Origin of the sequence: Roseobacter sp. MED193, assembly GCF_000152965.1 — a bacterium.
Lineage (GTDB): Bacteria > Pseudomonadota > Alphaproteobacteria > Rhodobacterales > Rhodobacteraceae > Pseudophaeobacter.
In genome coordinates this window covers 202,663-218,210 of sequence record NZ_CH902583.1, presented here as the reverse complement: position 1 = coordinate 218,210, position 15,548 = coordinate 202,663, and the positions used below count along the sequence as shown (strand labels likewise).

The window sequence follows — 15,548 nt, the reverse complement described above, 5'->3', positions numbered from 1 at the left end:
AAAAGAACGTCCTGCTCTTGACGCTGCCGCACAAGCCTGAACAAGTATACCAAAACCACTATACTGCGGCGCCCCCCAGGCCCGCCACCCATAAAAGAGCCCGCCAAGATGCTGCTGCTAATCGACAACTACGACTCCTTTACCTACAACCTAGTGCACTATCTCGGCGAGTTGGGTGCCGAAATGGAAGTCCATCGGAACGATGCCCTCACGGTGCAGGACGCCATGGCGCTAAACCCTGCGGGCATCCTGCTATCGCCCGGCCCCAAAGCGCCCGAACAGGCCGGAATCTGCCTCGCGCTGACACAGGCTGCCGCAGAAACAAAGACACCCCTTCTGGGTGTCTGCCTGGGCCACCAGACAATCGGCGAAGCCTTTGGGGGCAATGTGGTGCGATGCCATGAAATCGTACATGGCAAAATGGGACTGATGCACCATAAGAATAAGGGGCTGTTCGCCGGATTGCCGAGCCCGTTTGAAGCCACCCGTTACCACTCCTTGGTGGTGGAGCGCGAAACCCTGCCAAGCTGCTTGGAAATTACAGCCGAGCTAGAAGATGGCACCATTATGGGGTTGCAACACAAAGAGCTGCCAATACACGGCGTGCAATTCCATCCCGAATCCATTGCCTCTGAGCACGGCCATGCCCTGCTCAAAAATTTTCTTGATGACATGAAGGTGACAGCATGAGCGACCTGATCAAACCCTTGATTGGAGCCGCTGCCGATCGCCCATTGAGCCGAGAGGAGGCGATGCAGGCCTTTACGCTGCTGTTTGAAGGTGAAGCCACGCCCAGCCAGATTGGCGGCATCCTGATGGCCCTGCGCACGCGCGGCGAAACCGTCGATGAATATGCCGCCGCGGCCTCGGTGATGCGTGCAAAATGCAACCCGGTCAAAGCGCCTGCCGGTGCTATGGATATTGTCGGCACGGGTGGTGATGGCAAGAACACCTTGAATATCTCTACTGCCACCGCTTTTGTCACAGCAGGTGCAGGCGTCGTCGTGGCTAAACATGGCAACCGCAACCTGTCCTCTCGCTCCGGGACCGCCGATGTCCAGGCCCAGATGGGCATCAATGTCATGGTGCCACCAAAGGTTGTCGAAGCGGCGTTAGAGCACTGCGGCATCGCCTTCATGATGGCCCCGATGCACCATCCGGCGGTGGCACATGTGATGCCAACACGCCAGGAGCTGGGGACAAGAACGATCTTTAACATCTTGGGGCCACTGACAAATCCTGCCGGTGTCAAACGGCAACTCACCGGCGCCTTCGCACGGGATCTGATCCGTCCCATGGCAGAGACACTCGGCCAGCTGGGGTCCGAGCGCGCCTGGTTGGTGCATGGCTCAGATGGCACAGACGAGCTCACAATCACCGGCATCAGCTGGGTTTCAGCCCTAGAAGAAGACGGAACCGTCCGCGATTTTGAATTGCACCCCGAAGAAGCGGGCCTGCCAGTACACCCGTTTGAGGCCATTGTCGGCGGCAGCCCCGAAGACAATGCCGCGGCCTTTCGTGCCCTGTTGAACGGGGAAAAAGGCGCCTACCGCGATGCTGTTTTGTTGAACGCGGCTTCGGCTCTTGTGGTGGCAAATGCGGCAGGTTCTTTGACTGAAGGCGTGGAAAAGGCGCGCGAAAGCATTGATTCCGGTGCCGCAAGGAAAAAGCTCGAGAGCCTGGCAAAGATCACCACGGCCACAACCGCATGACCTCTTCAATAGAGGCGGGCGGCCTGCCATCCTCACTTGGGGACTGGGCCGATCTGACGTTTTTTTCTCAGGATTGGCCTGGGATAAAGGCCCGTCTGGAGGCAGATCCACGCGCAATTTTGCCGCCCGAGGCACTTCGATTTGCGGCACTTGAGCTCACTCCGTTGGACAGGACCCGCGTTGTTATTCTGGGCCAGGACCCCTACCCAACGCCGGGTCATGCAAATGGATTGGCCTTTTCAGTGGCCTCCGATATTAGCCCCTTACCACGATCTCTCTCTAACATTTACAAAGAGCTACAGGCTGATATTGGCGCCCACCCGACAACGGGAGATTTGAAAAACTGGGCGCGCCAAGGGGTATTGCTGCTCAATACCGCGCTGTCAGTTCCCTCCGGAGAAGCCAATGGTCACAAAGATCTAGGCTGGGAGAGGCTGATCCAACAGGTGATCGCTCGGACATCGCAGGCCCCAACCGTCTACGTATTCTGGGGAAAACAGGCGCAGAGGCTTGAAAAATATGTCCATCCGGGCGATCACCTTATCCTAAAGACGGCCCACCCTTCGCCACTCTCGGCCCACCGTGGCTTTTTTGGCTCAGGGGTGTTTTCTAAGATCAACCAATGGCTAAACCAGCGTGGGTCAAAAGCGATCGATTGGACGGCATAGGGTCAAACAATGATACAACACGACGACAGGAGGCTGTTATATGGCTGAAAATGTTCTGGACAGGATCAAGGCCTACAAGCTGGAAGAAATCGCCGCTGACAAAGCCGCCAAACCACTCTCTGAGGTCGAAGCCGAGGCCCGCGATGCATCTGCTCCGCGCGGCTTTGCCGCAGCCCTCTCCTCCGCTGCCCGCGACGGCTATGGGTTGATTGCGGAGATCAAAAAGGCCAGCCCCTCCAAAGGGTTGATCCGTGAAGATTTTGACCCAGCTGCCCTCGCCCAGGCCTATGAGCAAGGGGGCGCCGCATGCCTCTCGGTTTTGACCGATACGCCCAGTTTTCAGGGGGCAAAGTCTTTTCTGGTCGAAGCCCGTGCTGCCTGTTCATTGCCTGCCCTGCGCAAAGATTTTATGTATGATACCTATCAGGTTGCCGAGGCCCGCGCCCTGGGAGCTGATTGTATCCTGATCATTTTGGCCTCGGTTAGTGACGCCCAGGCGGCGGAGCTGGAAGACTGTGCATTGGACTGGGGCATGGATGTGCTGCTGGAGGTCCATGACGAAGCGGAACTAGAGCGCGCCAGCCTGCTTAAATCGCCGCTGATGGGGATCAACAACCGCAACCTCAAGACCTTTGAGACCACCTTGGACACCACGCGCCATTTGTCGCGACTGGTGCCCGCCGGGCGCAGCATCGTCTGTGAGAGCGGCCTGTCCACACCGCAGGATCTGGCGGATATGGCCCGTTTTGGTGCCAGGACTTTCCTGATTGGGGAGTCTCTTATGCGCCAGGAAGATGTGGCCCAGGCCACCCGCAACCTGCTGGCAAACCCGCTGATCCCCGGAGCACTTTGAACATGGCTCTGACCCATTTTGACACCAAGGGCGATGCCCATATGGTGGATGTCTCCGACAAACAGGTCACCGCACGGGTGGCCGTTGCCGAGGGCCATATCGCCATGGCACCACAAACCTATGAGATCATTGCCCAGGGCAAAGCCAAAAAAGGCGATGTGCTGAGCGTGGCGCGGCTGGCAGGCATCATGGGGGCGAAAAAAACACCAGACCTTATCCCTCTCTGCCATCCGCTTGCCATTAGCAAAGTCGCGGTTGAGCTCACGCTGGATCCTGATTTGCCTGGTGTCCGGGTTGAGGCCACAGTCAAGACCACAGGTCAGACCGGGGTAGAGATGGAAGCCCTCACAGCCGTCTCTGTTGCCTGCCTGACGGTCTATGACATGGCCAAGGCCGTGGATAAGGCGATGCAAATAGGTGGCACCCGTGTTGTGCTGAAAGATGGCGGAAAATCAGGGCGGTACGAGGCGTAGATGATTTCAGTTTCCGAGGCCCGCGCCGCGCTATTGCAACTCTGCTCGGTCACCGAAGTCGAGCAGGTCCCCCTGGCGCAGGCCAATGGCCGGGTCTTGGCACAGGAGGTCAGCGCCACGCGGGAGCAGCCGCCTTTCTCTGCATCGGCAATGGATGGCTATGCGGTAAAGCGTGACGAAGTCGAGCTTCATGCCATGTTTCAAGTTATTGGCGAGGCCGCTGCCGGGCATCGCTTTGAGGGCAGCCTTAAGGCCGGTCAGGCAGTACGGATTTTCACCGGTGCACCCGTGCCGGATGGCGCAGATTTTGTGGTGATCCAAGAGGATGTTGCGCGCAAAAAAGACCTGATCACCATCCAGAGCGCGCCTGGTGCTTCCAACAATATACGCCCCAGCGGCGGCGACTTTGGGAGGGGCCAAACAGTGACCGCCCCCCGCCTCCTGCGCCCATCTGATGTGGCACTTTTGGCGGCAATGAATATCCCAGTGGTTCCCGTTCGCCGGCGTCCCGTGGTCGCTCTGATCTCGACCGGCGACGAGTTGGTCATGCCCGGCGGCACGCCAGGGCCTGATCAAATCATCGCCTCCAATACCTTTGGTCTAAAGGCCATGCTGGAGGATTTCGGCGCAAAGGTTCTGGTTTTACCTATCGCAAGAGACAGCGAGTCCTCGCTGAAAACAGCCTTCTCCCTGGCGCGCGATGTAGATTTGGTAGTGACCATTGGCGGCGCCTCTGTCGGTGATCACGACTTGGTCGCAAAGGTCTCGGCAGATCTTGGGATGGAGCGGTCTTTCTACAAGGTCGCGATGCGCCCTGGAAAGCCGTTGATGGCCGGCAGCATAGGTAAGAACGCTATGGTTGGGCTGCCCGGAAACCCCGTATCTGCAATGGTTTGCGGCCACATCTTCTTGCGACCTATGATCCAATCCATGTTGGGAACAAACCACGTGTCTCTGCCGCTGATGACAGCTGTTCTATCCCATGACCTCGCTGCAAACGGCCCACGCGAACACTATATGCGCGCCACGGTTTCTCACGGAGAAGTTACGGTTGCGGCCAATCAAGACAGCTCCCTTTTGTCCGTTTTAGCCGAGGCAAATGCGCTGATCGTCCTACCGCCGCATGCCCCGGCCCAGACCAAGGGAAACACTCTGCAATATCTGCCAATCTAGCCTTCAATAGAGTGTGCGTTGTTCTGTCCTCAGAAAGTGATTTCACCGCAAAAAATCCAGCGATGTTCTTGTACTGTTGACACAAAACGGGAACATGAATAGAACAAAATTTAACAGATGCAATTGGAGGGACAGAAATGCTAACCAAGAAGCAGTTGGATTTATTGAACTTCATCCACCGCCGCCTGCAAAAGGACGGTGTTCCCCCCAGTTTTGATGAAATGAAGGTTGCTTTGGACCTGCGCTCAAAATCGGGCATTCATCGGCTGATCACCGCATTAGAAGAACGCGGATTTATCCGCCGCCTTGCCCACCGGGCCAGGGCTATTGAAATTCTGCGCCTGCCTGAAAACATGGGCGGCGTTCCTGCGCCGTCGGCAAACCAGACCACAGCCGCAGGCGCTTTTTCCCCTGCCTCTGCGCGGCCACCCTCCACGCCCCGCAGTACCCCTGCGGCATCTGTTCTCGCCGCGCTGGAAATCCCTGTCATGGGGCGCATTGCTGCTGGTGTCCCAATCGAAGCAATCAACCAGATCACCCATCAGATCGCGATCCCTCAGACAATGCTATCGTCTAATGGCAAACACTACGCGCTGGAAGTTCGCGGTGATTCCATGATCAATGCTGGAATTAACGATGGTGATATCGTGGTGATCCGCGAAACAGATACTGCAGATGACGGGGACATCGTCGTCGCCCTTATTGCCGACGAAGAGGCCACATTGAAACGTCTGTTCCGGCGCAATGGTGCAATCGCGCTTGAGGCAGAGAACCCAGCCTATGAAACAAGAGTTCTGTCTCCTAATCAGGTCAAAGTCCAAGGGCGTTTGGTCGGCTTGATCCGCAGTTACTAGGCTCTGATGCATTCCCCCATAGTTCCCGCTTCCTTTTCTGCTCAGGAAAATCACTGGCGCGACCAGGGGCGATTGCCCGCTATGTCGGCTGCCGTCACCATTCTGCCATCGTGATCTATCCGTATACTGCCGCTACGCCGCAGGCGCTCTGGCCCCAAAACCTCGCAGTCGCCTCCGAGCTCCAGTCGCCTGTTGGAAACAATTAGATCCGTGGGCTGACAGTCCGTAACCACATCAGCATGCCGTTTGCCTGTGATATGGACCACCCGACGCCCCCCCACCCAGACCCCTCCTGCATCGATCTGCGAGTGCCAAAGCGCGGCTGCCGTGATTTGTGGCAAAGGCGTTCCATCTGCTGCGAGCCAGCGGGCAGCGATGTATCCCTGGCTTTTCTCACGGGACAACGCCCTGCCTTGCGGGGTCAAGACCCCGACCAGACCACCATTGGCAGAAATGAGCAGCAGCGGCCGCTCGACCTGGGCCCAGGTAAGCGATGACAACCCGATGAGTAGAAAGCCCGCCCATCGCAGCCGTCCCTGCCAAAGAAGCACAAAAAGCGCGCCGAGGGTAAAGAGCGGCAAGCCCCAGATACCTGGCATCACCACGCCACTTTGCGGCTTTGGAAGCGCAGATACCCAGGCGGCTACCGCTAAAATCCATTCAAGGCCGCTCTGCAAAAAGAAGATACCGATCTGCTCCCCCCCTAGGGGCGCCAGGCACATGGCCAGTACAGCAGCCGGTACTACGACCAATCCCATTATGGGAACGGCCAATACGTTTGCAATGAGCCCATAATGGGAGACAACATTAAAGTGGGCCGCGCCAAAGGGCGCTGTAGCGGCTCCAGCAACCGCAGATGACAAAACCACCGTGAGCACTGAGCGCAACCATGCTGGGCCCAATAGGGACCTTCGTGTTCTGAACCAGCCAAAGACACCAACAAGGGCGGCGGTCGCGGCAAAGCTCATCTGGAAACCCGGCGACAATAGTGTTTCCGGCCGCCGCAGCAAAACAAGCGTCGCCGCAACGGCGACCGCACGCAACGAAAGGGCGCGACGGTCCAGAAGAACGGCAACGAACAGAACCAAAACCATGATGAAGGCCCGTTCAGTCGAGACGTTGCCGCCCGAAATGCCGAGATAGAAGAGCCCAACCACCAGAGCAGCTCCTGCTGAGATCTTTTTGATATTCCACCGCAGCGCAATGGCCGGAATAACACACAGAGAGAACCGCAGCACCGTAAAGACAAACCCAGTGAGCAGCCCCATATGGAGCCCAGATATCGCGAGTAAATGAGCGAGATTGCTGGCTCTGAGGTTTTGAAGCTCCTGCGGCCTCACCCCGCTCCGGTCTCCCGCGATGATAGCGGCGGCCACCCCTCCGGTCGCTGGTTCTAGACGCTGTTGCACAATCTGAGACAGGCGATAGCGAAACCGTTGAAGATATAGCCCGTGGCGTGGGGGCGCCAGCACCACAAGCGGCGTTCGGGTATAGCCATTGGCGCCGATCTTCAAAAACCAAGCGTATCGGCGAAAGTCAAACCCACCAGGTTCACTTGGGCCCTGGGGAGGCATTAAATGTGCGGTGGTTGCAAGCCGCACCCCAACCTGGGGTATTGCGCTGTCTTGGGCCAAGGACAGACGCACCCGTGCGGGCCGGTTTCGTGGCGCCACGCGATTCAATCGCACCTGATCGAGCGTCAGACGCAGCGCGCCACTGCTGGAGCGATCTATGGCAATGAGCCGTCCTTCAACCGGGCCATAGTAGCGAAATGTCAGCACCGGCGCCTGCACCAGGGTACTGCGCACCCCGGCAAGAGCAAAGCCAAGCGCCACAAGCAGAATTGCCCAGACAAACAGCGCCCGAGCGTCGCCGCTCCGGGTCAGCGGCAGCAACAGACCGCTGACCAAGGTGAGCAAGCACCAGCTGCCCACACCAGGGTCGCTGCGCAGTAAAAAGAAGCATCCGATACCGATTCCCAGACACACAGGGATCCATGGCATCAAATGCCCTCGCTGTGCCTGCAGTGCCTGATCAATCCGCAGCAGGATCTGCATGGTTGCTCCAGCTACGCGGCCTCGGTAAACAGGCGCAAACTCCAGCTCATTCTTGGCTTCCAAAGGCAGATCACCTCATGTCCAAACCCATCGTCACTCGCTTTGCCCCCTCTCCTACAGGTTATTTGCATATTGGTGGTGCCCGTACCGCTCTGTTTAACTGGCTTTTTGCGCGCGGCCGTGGTGGCAAGTTTCTCTTGCGGATCGAAGATACTGATCGCGCACGCTCCACGCCCGAGGCAACAGCGGCTATTTTGCAGGGCATGAATTGGCTGGGGCTCAACCACGATGGCGAGATAGTCAGCCAGTTTGACGGGGCGAAACGTCATGCTGAGGTTGCAGAACAGCTTCTGGCTGAGGGCAAGGCCTATAAATGTTTTGCCACCCAAGAAGAGATCGCAGCCTTTCGCGATGCCGCCAAGGCAGACGGGAAGTCCACCCTTTTCCGCTCTCCCTGGCGCGAGGCGCCGGCAGAATCACATCCTGATGCCCCCTATGTGATCCGCATCAAGGCCCCTCAGGATGGCAGCACGGTGATCAAAGATCAGGTCCAGGGGGATGTCACAATCCGCAACGATCAACTGGACGATATGATTCTGCTGCGCTCGGATGGAACACCGGTCTATATGCTCGCCGTCGTGGTGGACGACCACGATATGGGGGTGACCCATGTGATCCGTGGGGACGATCATTTGAACAATGCCGCCCGCCAGATGGTGATCTATGATGCCATGGGCTGGGATATTCCGGTCTGGGCCCATATTCCCTTGATCCACGGTGCAGATGGCAAAAAGCTGTCCAAACGTCACGGAGCTCTTGGGGCGCAAGAGTACCAAGCCATGGGTTATTGTGCGGCGGGTATGCGAAACTATCTGGCCCGTCTGGGTTGGAGCCACGGCGACGACGAGTTTTTTACCGATGCCCAGGCCCGCGATTGGTTCGGCCTGGAGGCAATCGGCAAAAGCCCGGCGCGCTTTGACACAAAGAAGCTGGAAAACCTCTGTAGCCAGCACAACGCTGTTAGCGACGACGCTGCATTGCAGCAAGAGATCCAGTCTTATCTGGTCGCCTCCGGTCAATCACCGCTAGATGACGTAAAGTCAGCAAATCTTGAACGTGCGATGTATTGCCTCAAGGATCGAGCTAAAACCTTCCCCGATTTGCTTGAAAAGGCGCATTTTATCCTGACATCTCGGCCTATTGAACCAGATGAAAAAGCGGCTAAGGCCCTGGCAAATGTATCCGATGGTATACTGGCTCAATTGACGCCGCAGTTGCAAAGTGTTAGCTGGACGCGTGAAGATCTTGAGGCGCTTCTTAATGCATTTGCAGAAGCCCATGACACCAAGTTCGGCAAACTGGCCGCCCCCCTGCGGGCCGTGTTGGCCGGTAGAGCTGCAACGCCATCGGTGTTTGACATGATGCTGATCCTGGGCCGTGACGAAACGATGGCCCGGCTCAACGACGCCACAGGCTAACCCTGTCCTTAACCGGTCAGTAAGCCTGTTCCTATACCACCTCACCTGCGCGATCCGCGCGCAGGTTCTGCCTGCACCGTGCCCGGGATGAAATTCCGGGTATTCGTGCCTGATACAGGAAGGGACATCTATGACCGAGACACAGAAGACCGCAAAGCTCAGCCTGAACGACCAAGAATATGAGCTTCCCATTTTCTCGCCTACCACCGGGCCTGATGTTCTGGACATCCGCAAACTTTATGCCCAGGCCGGCGTGTTCACTTATGACCCGGGTTTCACATCGACCGCCAGCTGCGACAGCACCATCACCTTTATTGACGGTGCAAAGGGCGAGCTGCTGCACCGCGGCTATCCAATCGATCAACTGGCGTCACAATCTCATTATCTAGAGGTCTGCTATCTTCTCCTCTACGGTGAGCTGCCAACGGCGGCACAGCTGGAAGATTTTGAAGCCCGCGTGACCCGCCACACCATGGTGCATGAACAGATGCACAACTTCTTCCGTGGTTTCCGCCGCGATGCGCACCCAATGGCAACCCTGGTGGGTGTTGTCGGCGCCATGTCCGCCTTTTACCATGATTCGACCGATATCGCCGATCCGTGGCAGCGCGAAGTTGCCTCGATCCGCCTAATCGCCAAGCTGCCCACGATTGCGGCGATGGCCTATAAATATTCCATCGGTCAGCCCTTCGTCTATCCCCGCAACGATCTGGATTATGCAGCCAACTTCCTGCACATGTGCTTCTCGGTGCCGGCCGAAGAATATCACGTGAACCCAATCCTGAGCCGTGCGATGGACCGGATCTTCACCCTGCACGCGGATCACGAGCAAAACGCCTCAACTTCGACCGTGCGTTTGGCCTCCTCTTCCGGCGCAAATCCTTTTGCATGCATCGCGGCCGGCATTGCTTGCCTCTGGGGCCCAGCCCATGGCGGCGCCAACCAGGCCTGCCTGGAGATGCTCAAGGAAATCGGTTCCGTTGACCGTATTCCTGAATTCATCGCCCGTGCCAAGGATAAGGACGATCCCTTCCGTCTGATGGGCTTTGGTCACCGTGTTTACAAAAACACCGACCCACGCGCCACGGTTCTGAAACAGTCTGCCGATGAGGTTCTTGAACTCCTAGGCGTCGAAGACAACCCGCTGCTGCAGGTGGCCAAGGAGCTGGAACAGACAGCTCTGAATGACCCCTACTTCAAGGAAAAGAAACTATTCCCGAATGTGGATTTCTATTCCGGTATTATTCTGGAAGCGATGGGTTTCCCCACTTCGATGTTCACCCCGATCTTTGCGCTGTCGCGCACTGTAGGCTGGATCTCCCAGTGGAAAGAAATGATCACCGATCCACAGAACAAAATTGGTCGCCCGCGCCAGCTCTATCTTGGCCAAACTGCCCGCGACTACGTGGATATCGAAAACCGCTAAACTAGGTCTGGTGCCAGACTTCAAAGCCTCGCCATTTTGGCGGGGCTTTTTTATTGGTTGTCCTGTTGGAAACAGAGCCAATAGGAAAACCTTCCAGTGAGTCGCCTGCAATCCAAGTTAGTCATTTTTGTGTGCAGGAGACCGCTATCTATGGTCCCCATCGCGCTTCTTTTTGACCATTTAGGGGAATTGGTTCCTTTCGGTGAACAATAACGTCAGCGTAAAATCATTGTGGAGGGCTTGGTTCGAATTAAAAGACAAACACATTTAAATTGTCTTGTTCCAATGCTCCAACCAGAGGTATTTTAAACGAAATTCTAATCACTTTCTGGGGGACAATTCTATGATGTGGATGGCACTTTTGGGTATCGGCCTGGTTGCCGGTATCGCCTTTATTATCGACGACGATGATGATGCTCCGGCGGATAGCGGTGGCGGTGATGACACCGGTGGCGGAACTGACACCGGCGGCGGCAATGACACTGGTGGCGGCGCGGACATCGACTCCTTTATCGGCGCCAGCGGTGATGATGAGATCGAAGGTGACGAAGAAAACAACACGATCTTGGGTAAAAACGGCACCGATACACTTGATGGTAATGGCGGCGACGACCGGGTCTTTGGTGACGGTGGCGCCGATAGCGTCCAAGGCGGCGAAGGCAATGACAGCGTCTTTGGTGGCAATGGCGAAGACCTGGTTCAAGGTGGTGAAGATGATGATCTTGTGCGCGGTGGGCGCAATGATGATGTTCTCATTGACACAACTGGCACTGACAGATTGCAAGGCGATGGCGGCGATGATCTGATCATAGCAAGCGGGACCATGGACCCTGATGCTGAAGCGGCCTTCCTTGCGGATCCGACACCTGAAAATGGCATCGGGAACTTGCTTGACCAATTGCAAATCGATTTTTCTGCAGACAGTGACACTGAAGGTGATCAAGCCTTTGGCGGCTCTGGAGACGATACTGTGATTTTTGGCGTTAATGACACCGTTGGCGGTGGCAGCGGAGCGGATACTTTTGTGACCGCCTCCTGGCTCGAAGGTCAAGAAGCTGCAACAGTGACTGATTTCGACCCAGCCGAAGATCAGCTGATGTATGCCTATGACCCTGCGGATGGTGAACCTGAGCTCACAGTGGAACTGATCGAGAACAGTGACGGCACCTCTGATGCGGTTATCTCTGCCAATGGTTCGGAGGTGATCCGCGTTCTAGACCAAGACGACAGCTTTGATCTGACGGAACATGTGCTCCTGCTCAATGGCGTGCGTGCGGCGTAACGGCGTCATCTACCGATAGTCTTCCACAGCCTGCGTTGAACCTGCCAGTTCAACGCAGGCATTTTTGTGTTTGCCATGACCCGGCAGCCGACGCCAAAAAAAAACCGGCGGGGCCAACCCGCCGGTCTTTTTTGTTTCAATAAAGATGAAGATTCCTCAGCGCCCCTCAAAACTGGCAGGGCGTTTTTCTAAAAACGCTGTGACGCCCTCATTGAAATCGCGGCTTTTTCCGCATTCCCCTTGCAGGCTTGCCTCCACCGAGAGCTGCTCAGGCAAGCTGTTGCCGTAGCTGGCGCGGATCGCGGTTTTGATGGAGCCAAAAGCCTTGGTTGGGCCCTTGGCCAAATAGGCTGCACGGGCACGCCAGGTCGCTTCAAACTCGCTATCGGGAATGGCTTCCCAGATCATGCCCCAATCGCTGGCCTGCTTGGCGGAGATCTTATCAGCAAACAGCGCCGCCCCCATAGCCTTGGCCAGGCCCATCTGGCGTGGCAGGAACCAGGTGCCACCAGCATCGGGCATCAGGCCAATACGCGCAAAAGCCTGTAAAAAATAGGCACTTTCCGTCGCTATAACCACATCCGCAGCGAGGGCTAAATTGGCGCCTGCGCCGGCCACCGGCCCATTGATCACCGACAGGGTCGGAACCGGGCAATCATAAACCGCTTCCAGCATTGGGGTATATTCGTCACGCAGAGTGCGCTCCATATCAAGATCACCATTGCCGGAGGCATCGCTCAGGTCCTGACCAGAGCAAAAAGCCGCGCCTGCACCGGTTAGCACAACAGCCCGTGCCTCAGATGCTGCACGTTTCATCGCATGAGTGATCTCAGCACGCATCTGCCCTGTGAGTGCGTTCATCTTGCTTGGACGGTTCAGCGTGACAATCGCCAGATCATCCTCAAGCGCATACAGGATTTCCTTGTAGTCCATCAAAACCTCATATCTCACATGCCTCAAAGGCAATTTCAGGCGTTTTACCCTGCAGTCAAGTAACCGTGGCGCAAACAATGGAGGACGAAAAGCCGGACCCCGCGTCACAAAAGCCAAAATATCACTCGTCGAGGATCTGACTCAACCGCGCTTGTTCCTCATCACTCAGCGCCTGCTCACCCTCCTTGGCTGCGCGCCCACGACCGCGCATATAGCCAGCCGCCACGCCCAGGGCTAAGATCAGCATCAAGGGGCCAGCAGCCCAAAGCATCCAGTTGGCGCCGGTAGTGGTGGGGCGTAACAGCACATATTCGCCGTACCGTTCCACCACGAAGTCGATCACCTCGCCATTGCTGTCTCCAGCCACCAGACGCTCTCGCACCAGGACACGCAGATCGCGGGCCAGATCGGCATTGGATTCGTCGATATTTTCATTGCGGCACACGAGACAGCGCAAATCCTTGGACAGCTCACGAGCGCGGGCCTCCAGCGCCGGATCCGACAGAACCTCATCCGGCTGAACCGCCTGGACGGGGGCAGGTAGGACTGCAACGGAACACACCAGAGCCAAGGCCAGTGCGGAGGCACAGGTCTTTAACCTATTCATTCTGCAGCGACCCCCGCTGTTGCTTTGGTGTCGCCCTGGCCCTTAGCCGCGCCAGCCGCAACCCGGAACCGACGATCACTCAAGCTCAGGAAGCCCCCAAGCGCCATTAACAGACAACCGCCCCAGATCCAGTTGGCCAGGGGTTTAATATAGGTCCGCACGGTCCAGCCACCGTCTACCTGCTGGTCACCGATCACCACGTAGAGGTCCCGCGACAGTCGATAGTCGATCGCGGCCTCTGTGGTCGGCATCTTTGCCACTGGGTAGTTGCGTTTTTCGGGATACATAACCGCCACCGGACGACCGGCACGGGTTACACTGATCGTTGCCATGGTGGTGAAATAGTTGGGCCCGCGCGTGTTTTCGACCCCATCAAGCCGAAGCTCATAGGCGCCAACAGTAAAGGGCTCACCAATCTGGGCAATGCGGATATCTTCTTGCTCCCAAGCCGTTAGCCCGGCGATGGCAAAGATGGTTACACCGAGGCCAGCGTGGGCCGTAGCCTTTCCCCAATCCGCACGTGGCAGACGCATCAGGCGCGCCAAACTGCCGGTACGGCCCCACAGATCAACCAAAGCGCCAAACACTACCCAGGACCCCAGGAACAGGCCAATCGGGCCAAGGCCGGATCGTCCTGTCTGCATCGCCCAGGCCAGAACCGCCAGCGCCAAAGCCAGCGCAAAGACATAGCGCAGCCGTTTCAGCGTCCGCCCCAGGTTGCCGCGTTTCCAGGGCAACATTGCTCCAATCGGTAAGATTGCGCCCAAGAGCACCATAAAGGGCGTGAAGGCTGCATTAAAGAAGGGAGGCCCAACCGAGAGTTTCCGCCCAAAGGCCATTTCCGCCACGATGGGCCAAAGCGTGCCAAAAAAGACCACAAAGCAACCTACAGCCAGTAGGATGTTATTGGCTACCAGCGCGCCTTCGCGGCTGACCAGCCCAAAAACCCCCCGCGCCTGCATAGACTGGGCGCGCGCGGCAAATAGCGTGAGCGCGCCGCCAGTGAAGAACGCGAGGATCATCAGAATGAAAATGCCGCGTTCAGCGTCATTGGCAAAGGCATGGACAGATGTCAAAAGCCCGGACCGCACGATGAATGTCCCAATCAACGAGAAACCAAAGGCAAGGATCGCCAGGAGGATGGTCCAGCTTTTCAGCGATTCCCGTTTCTCCACTACGATGGCCGAATGCAGCAGGGCTGCGGCCAAGAGCCAGGGCATAAAGGAGGCGTTTTCAACCGGATCCCAGAACCAGAAACCGCCCCAGCCCAGTTCATAATAGGCCCACCAGCTGCCAAGCGCGATACCGATGGTCAAAAAGATCCAGGCGGCCAGGGTCCAGGGGCGCACCCAACGGGCCCAGGCCGCATCGACCCGGCCCTCAATCAGGGCGGCCACGGCGAAGGAAAAGGCCATCGAGAGCCCCACATAGCCCAGGTACAAAAACGGCGGATGAAAAGCGAGGCCCGGATCCTGCAACAGGGGGTTCAGATCCTGCCCGTCAAAGGGCGGCACCGCCAGACGCAGGAAAGGATTGGAAGTAAAGAGGATAAAGGCGAAAAACGCCACCCCGATAGAGGCTTGAACTGCCAGAACGCGGGCCTTCAGCGTCTGCGGCAGTCCACCACCAAAGACCGAGGCTACAGCGCCAAACAGGGCAACGATCAACACCCAAAGCAGCATTGAGCCCTCGTGATTGCCCCAGGTGCCTGAGATTTTATAGAGCATCGGTTTGGCGGAATGGCTGTTCAACATCACCAGCCGCAGGGAGAAATCTGAGGTTACAAAGGCCCAGACCAGCGCCCCAAAGGCAAAGGCGGTAAAGAAGAACTGCGCCTGCGCGGCGGGTTCTGCCACGGCCATCCATCCGGGCCAGCGTTTATGGGCACCGATCAGCGGAACCACCATTTGAACAATGGCAATCATGAAGGCGAGGATAAGGGCGAAATGTCCGAGCTCTGTAATCATGTCTTTGTCTATAGTCTTAACCGAGAAGCGGGCCAATGGTAAAACCCGCGTCCAGCCGCCGCAGG

At 57.1% G+C, this 15,548-nt stretch carries 14 protein-coding genes; 10 read left to right on the top strand and 4 right to left on the bottom strand.

Annotated elements, in window-relative coordinates:
• Window positions 1-108 precede the first annotated feature (108 nt).
• The 7 genes from MED193_RS03540 (at window position 109) to lexA (ending at window position 5,733) form a co-directional block, all read left to right on the top strand.
• Window positions 109-690 carry an aminodeoxychorismate/anthranilate synthase component II gene (locus MED193_RS03540; protein WP_009808273.1) on the top strand — a complete coding sequence of 194 codons (582 nt, stop codon included), beginning with the start codon at window positions 109-111 and terminating at the stop codon, window positions 688-690.
• Entirely contained in the window at window positions 687-1,712 is a 1,026-nt protein-coding gene (gene trpD / locus MED193_RS03535) for an anthranilate phosphoribosyltransferase (protein ID WP_009808272.1), read from the top strand. The genes MED193_RS03540 and trpD overlap by 4 nt, the downstream gene beginning before the upstream one ends.
• The gene (locus MED193_RS03530) at window positions 1,709-2,380 is read left to right on the top strand and encodes a uracil-DNA glycosylase (RefSeq protein WP_009808271.1); all 672 of its coding nucleotides are present in this window, start codon (window positions 1,709-1,711) and stop codon (window positions 2,378-2,380) included. The genes trpD and MED193_RS03530 overlap by 4 nt, the downstream gene beginning before the upstream one ends.
• Window positions 2,381-2,420: 40 nt before the next feature.
• Window positions 2,421-3,233 (top strand): indole-3-glycerol phosphate synthase TrpC, encoded by an 813-nt coding sequence (gene trpC, locus MED193_RS03525; RefSeq protein WP_009808270.1) that lies wholly within the window; start codon window positions 2,421-2,423, stop codon window positions 3,231-3,233.
• Between the two features lie 2 nt (window positions 3,234-3,235).
• Window positions 3,236-3,706 (top strand): cyclic pyranopterin monophosphate synthase MoaC, encoded by a 471-nt coding sequence (moaC, locus tag MED193_RS03520; RefSeq protein WP_009808269.1) that lies wholly within the window; start codon window positions 3,236-3,238, stop codon window positions 3,704-3,706.
• The gene (gene glp / locus MED193_RS03515; protein ID WP_009808268.1) at window positions 3,707-4,879 is read left to right on the top strand and encodes a gephyrin-like molybdotransferase Glp; all 1,173 of its coding nucleotides are present in this window, start codon (window positions 3,707-3,709) and stop codon (window positions 4,877-4,879) included.
• A 137-nt stretch (window positions 4,880-5,016) separates the two neighbouring features.
• Window positions 5,017-5,733, top strand: a complete 717-nt coding sequence (gene lexA, locus MED193_RS03510) for a transcriptional repressor LexA (protein ID WP_009808267.1) — start codon at window positions 5,017-5,019, stop codon at window positions 5,731-5,733.
• Window positions 5,734-5,783: 50 nt separating this feature from the next.
• On the opposite strand, the gene MED193_RS03505 is transcribed toward lexA, so the two are convergent.
• The gene (locus tag MED193_RS03505; RefSeq protein WP_039966610.1) at window positions 5,784-7,790 is read right to left on the bottom strand and encodes a ComEC/Rec2 family competence protein; all 2,007 of its coding nucleotides are present in this window, start codon (window positions 7,788-7,790) and stop codon (window positions 5,784-5,786) included.
• Between the two features lie 77 nt (window positions 7,791-7,867).
• Between MED193_RS03505 and gltX the strand changes: the two genes are divergently transcribed.
• From gltX to MED193_RS03490, 3 genes are all read left to right on the top strand, one after another.
• On the top strand, window positions 7,868-9,268 hold the full coding sequence (gene gltX, locus MED193_RS03500) for a glutamate--tRNA ligase (RefSeq protein ID WP_009808265.1): 1,401 nt from the start codon (window positions 7,868-7,870) through the stop codon (window positions 9,266-9,268).
• Window positions 9,269-9,398: 130 nt separating this feature from the next.
• Entirely contained in the window at window positions 9,399-10,694 is a 1,296-nt protein-coding gene (gene gltA / locus MED193_RS03495) for a citrate synthase (RefSeq protein WP_009808264.1), read from the top strand.
• A 343-nt stretch (window positions 10,695-11,037) separates the two neighbouring features.
• Window positions 11,038-11,976: a calcium-binding protein gene (locus MED193_RS03490; RefSeq protein WP_039965820.1), complete on the top strand. Its 939-nt coding sequence runs from the start codon at window positions 11,038-11,040 to the stop codon at window positions 11,974-11,976.
• A 156-nt stretch (window positions 11,977-12,132) separates the two neighbouring features.
• Here MED193_RS03490 and MED193_RS03485 read toward each other — a convergent pair whose 3' ends face one another.
• The 3 genes from MED193_RS03485 to MED193_RS03475 all read right to left on the bottom strand — a co-directional run bounded on the left by MED193_RS03485 (window position 12,133) and on the right by MED193_RS03475 (window position 15,483).
• The gene (locus tag MED193_RS03485) at window positions 12,133-12,909 is read right to left on the bottom strand and encodes an enoyl-CoA hydratase-related protein (protein WP_009808261.1); all 777 of its coding nucleotides are present in this window, start codon (window positions 12,907-12,909) and stop codon (window positions 12,133-12,135) included.
• 121 nt (window positions 12,910-13,030) lie between these two features.
• Window positions 13,031-13,516, bottom strand: a complete 486-nt coding sequence (locus tag MED193_RS03480) for a cytochrome c-type biogenesis protein (RefSeq protein WP_009808260.1) — start codon at window positions 13,514-13,516, stop codon at window positions 13,031-13,033.
• A complete protein-coding gene (locus tag MED193_RS03475) occupies window positions 13,513-15,483 on the bottom strand; it encodes a heme lyase CcmF/NrfE family subunit (RefSeq protein WP_009808259.1) in 1,971 nt (656 codons plus the stop codon). The genes MED193_RS03480 and MED193_RS03475 overlap by 4 nt, the downstream gene beginning before the upstream one ends.
• Between the last annotated feature and the right edge of the window lie 65 nt (window positions 15,484-15,548).

What these genes read in the sequence shown, in the direction of transcription:
- moaC (WP_009808269.1), top strand. Translation starts at nt 3,236, where the DNA reads ATGGCTCTGACCCATTTTGACACCAAGGGCGATGCCCATATGGTGGAT.
- MED193_RS03475 (WP_009808259.1), bottom strand. Translation starts at nt 15,483, where the DNA reads ATGATTACAGAGCTCGGACATTTCGCCCTTATCCTCGCCTTCATGATT.
- gltX (WP_009808265.1), top strand. Translation starts at nt 7,868, where the DNA reads ATGTCCAAACCCATCGTCACTCGCTTTGCCCCCTCTCCTACAGGTTAT.
- trpC (WP_009808270.1), top strand. Translation starts at nt 2,421, where the DNA reads ATGGCTGAAAATGTTCTGGACAGGATCAAGGCCTACAAGCTGGAAGAA.
- MED193_RS03480 (WP_009808260.1), bottom strand. Translation starts at nt 13,516, where the DNA reads ATGAATAGGTTAAAGACCTGTGCCTCCGCACTGGCCTTGGCTCTGGTG.
- glp (WP_009808268.1), top strand. Translation starts at nt 3,707, where the DNA reads ATGATTTCAGTTTCCGAGGCCCGCGCCGCGCTATTGCAACTCTGCTCG.
- MED193_RS03490 (WP_039965820.1), top strand. Translation starts at nt 11,038, where the DNA reads ATGATGTGGATGGCACTTTTGGGTATCGGCCTGGTTGCCGGTATCGCC.
- MED193_RS03485 (WP_009808261.1), bottom strand. Translation starts at nt 12,909, where the DNA reads ATGGACTACAAGGAAATCCTGTATGCGCTTGAGGATGATCTGGCGATT.
- MED193_RS03530 (WP_009808271.1), top strand. Translation starts at nt 1,709, where the DNA reads ATGACCTCTTCAATAGAGGCGGGCGGCCTGCCATCCTCACTTGGGGAC.
- MED193_RS03505 (WP_039966610.1), bottom strand. Translation starts at nt 7,790, where the DNA reads ATGCAGATCCTGCTGCGGATTGATCAGGCACTGCAGGCACAGCGAGGG.
- trpD (WP_009808272.1), top strand. Translation starts at nt 687, where the DNA reads ATGAGCGACCTGATCAAACCCTTGATTGGAGCCGCTGCCGATCGCCCA.
- lexA (WP_009808267.1), top strand. Translation starts at nt 5,017, where the DNA reads ATGCTAACCAAGAAGCAGTTGGATTTATTGAACTTCATCCACCGCCGC.
- MED193_RS03540 (WP_009808273.1), top strand. Translation starts at nt 109, where the DNA reads ATGCTGCTGCTAATCGACAACTACGACTCCTTTACCTACAACCTAGTG.
- gltA (WP_009808264.1), top strand. Translation starts at nt 9,399, where the DNA reads ATGACCGAGACACAGAAGACCGCAAAGCTCAGCCTGAACGACCAAGAA.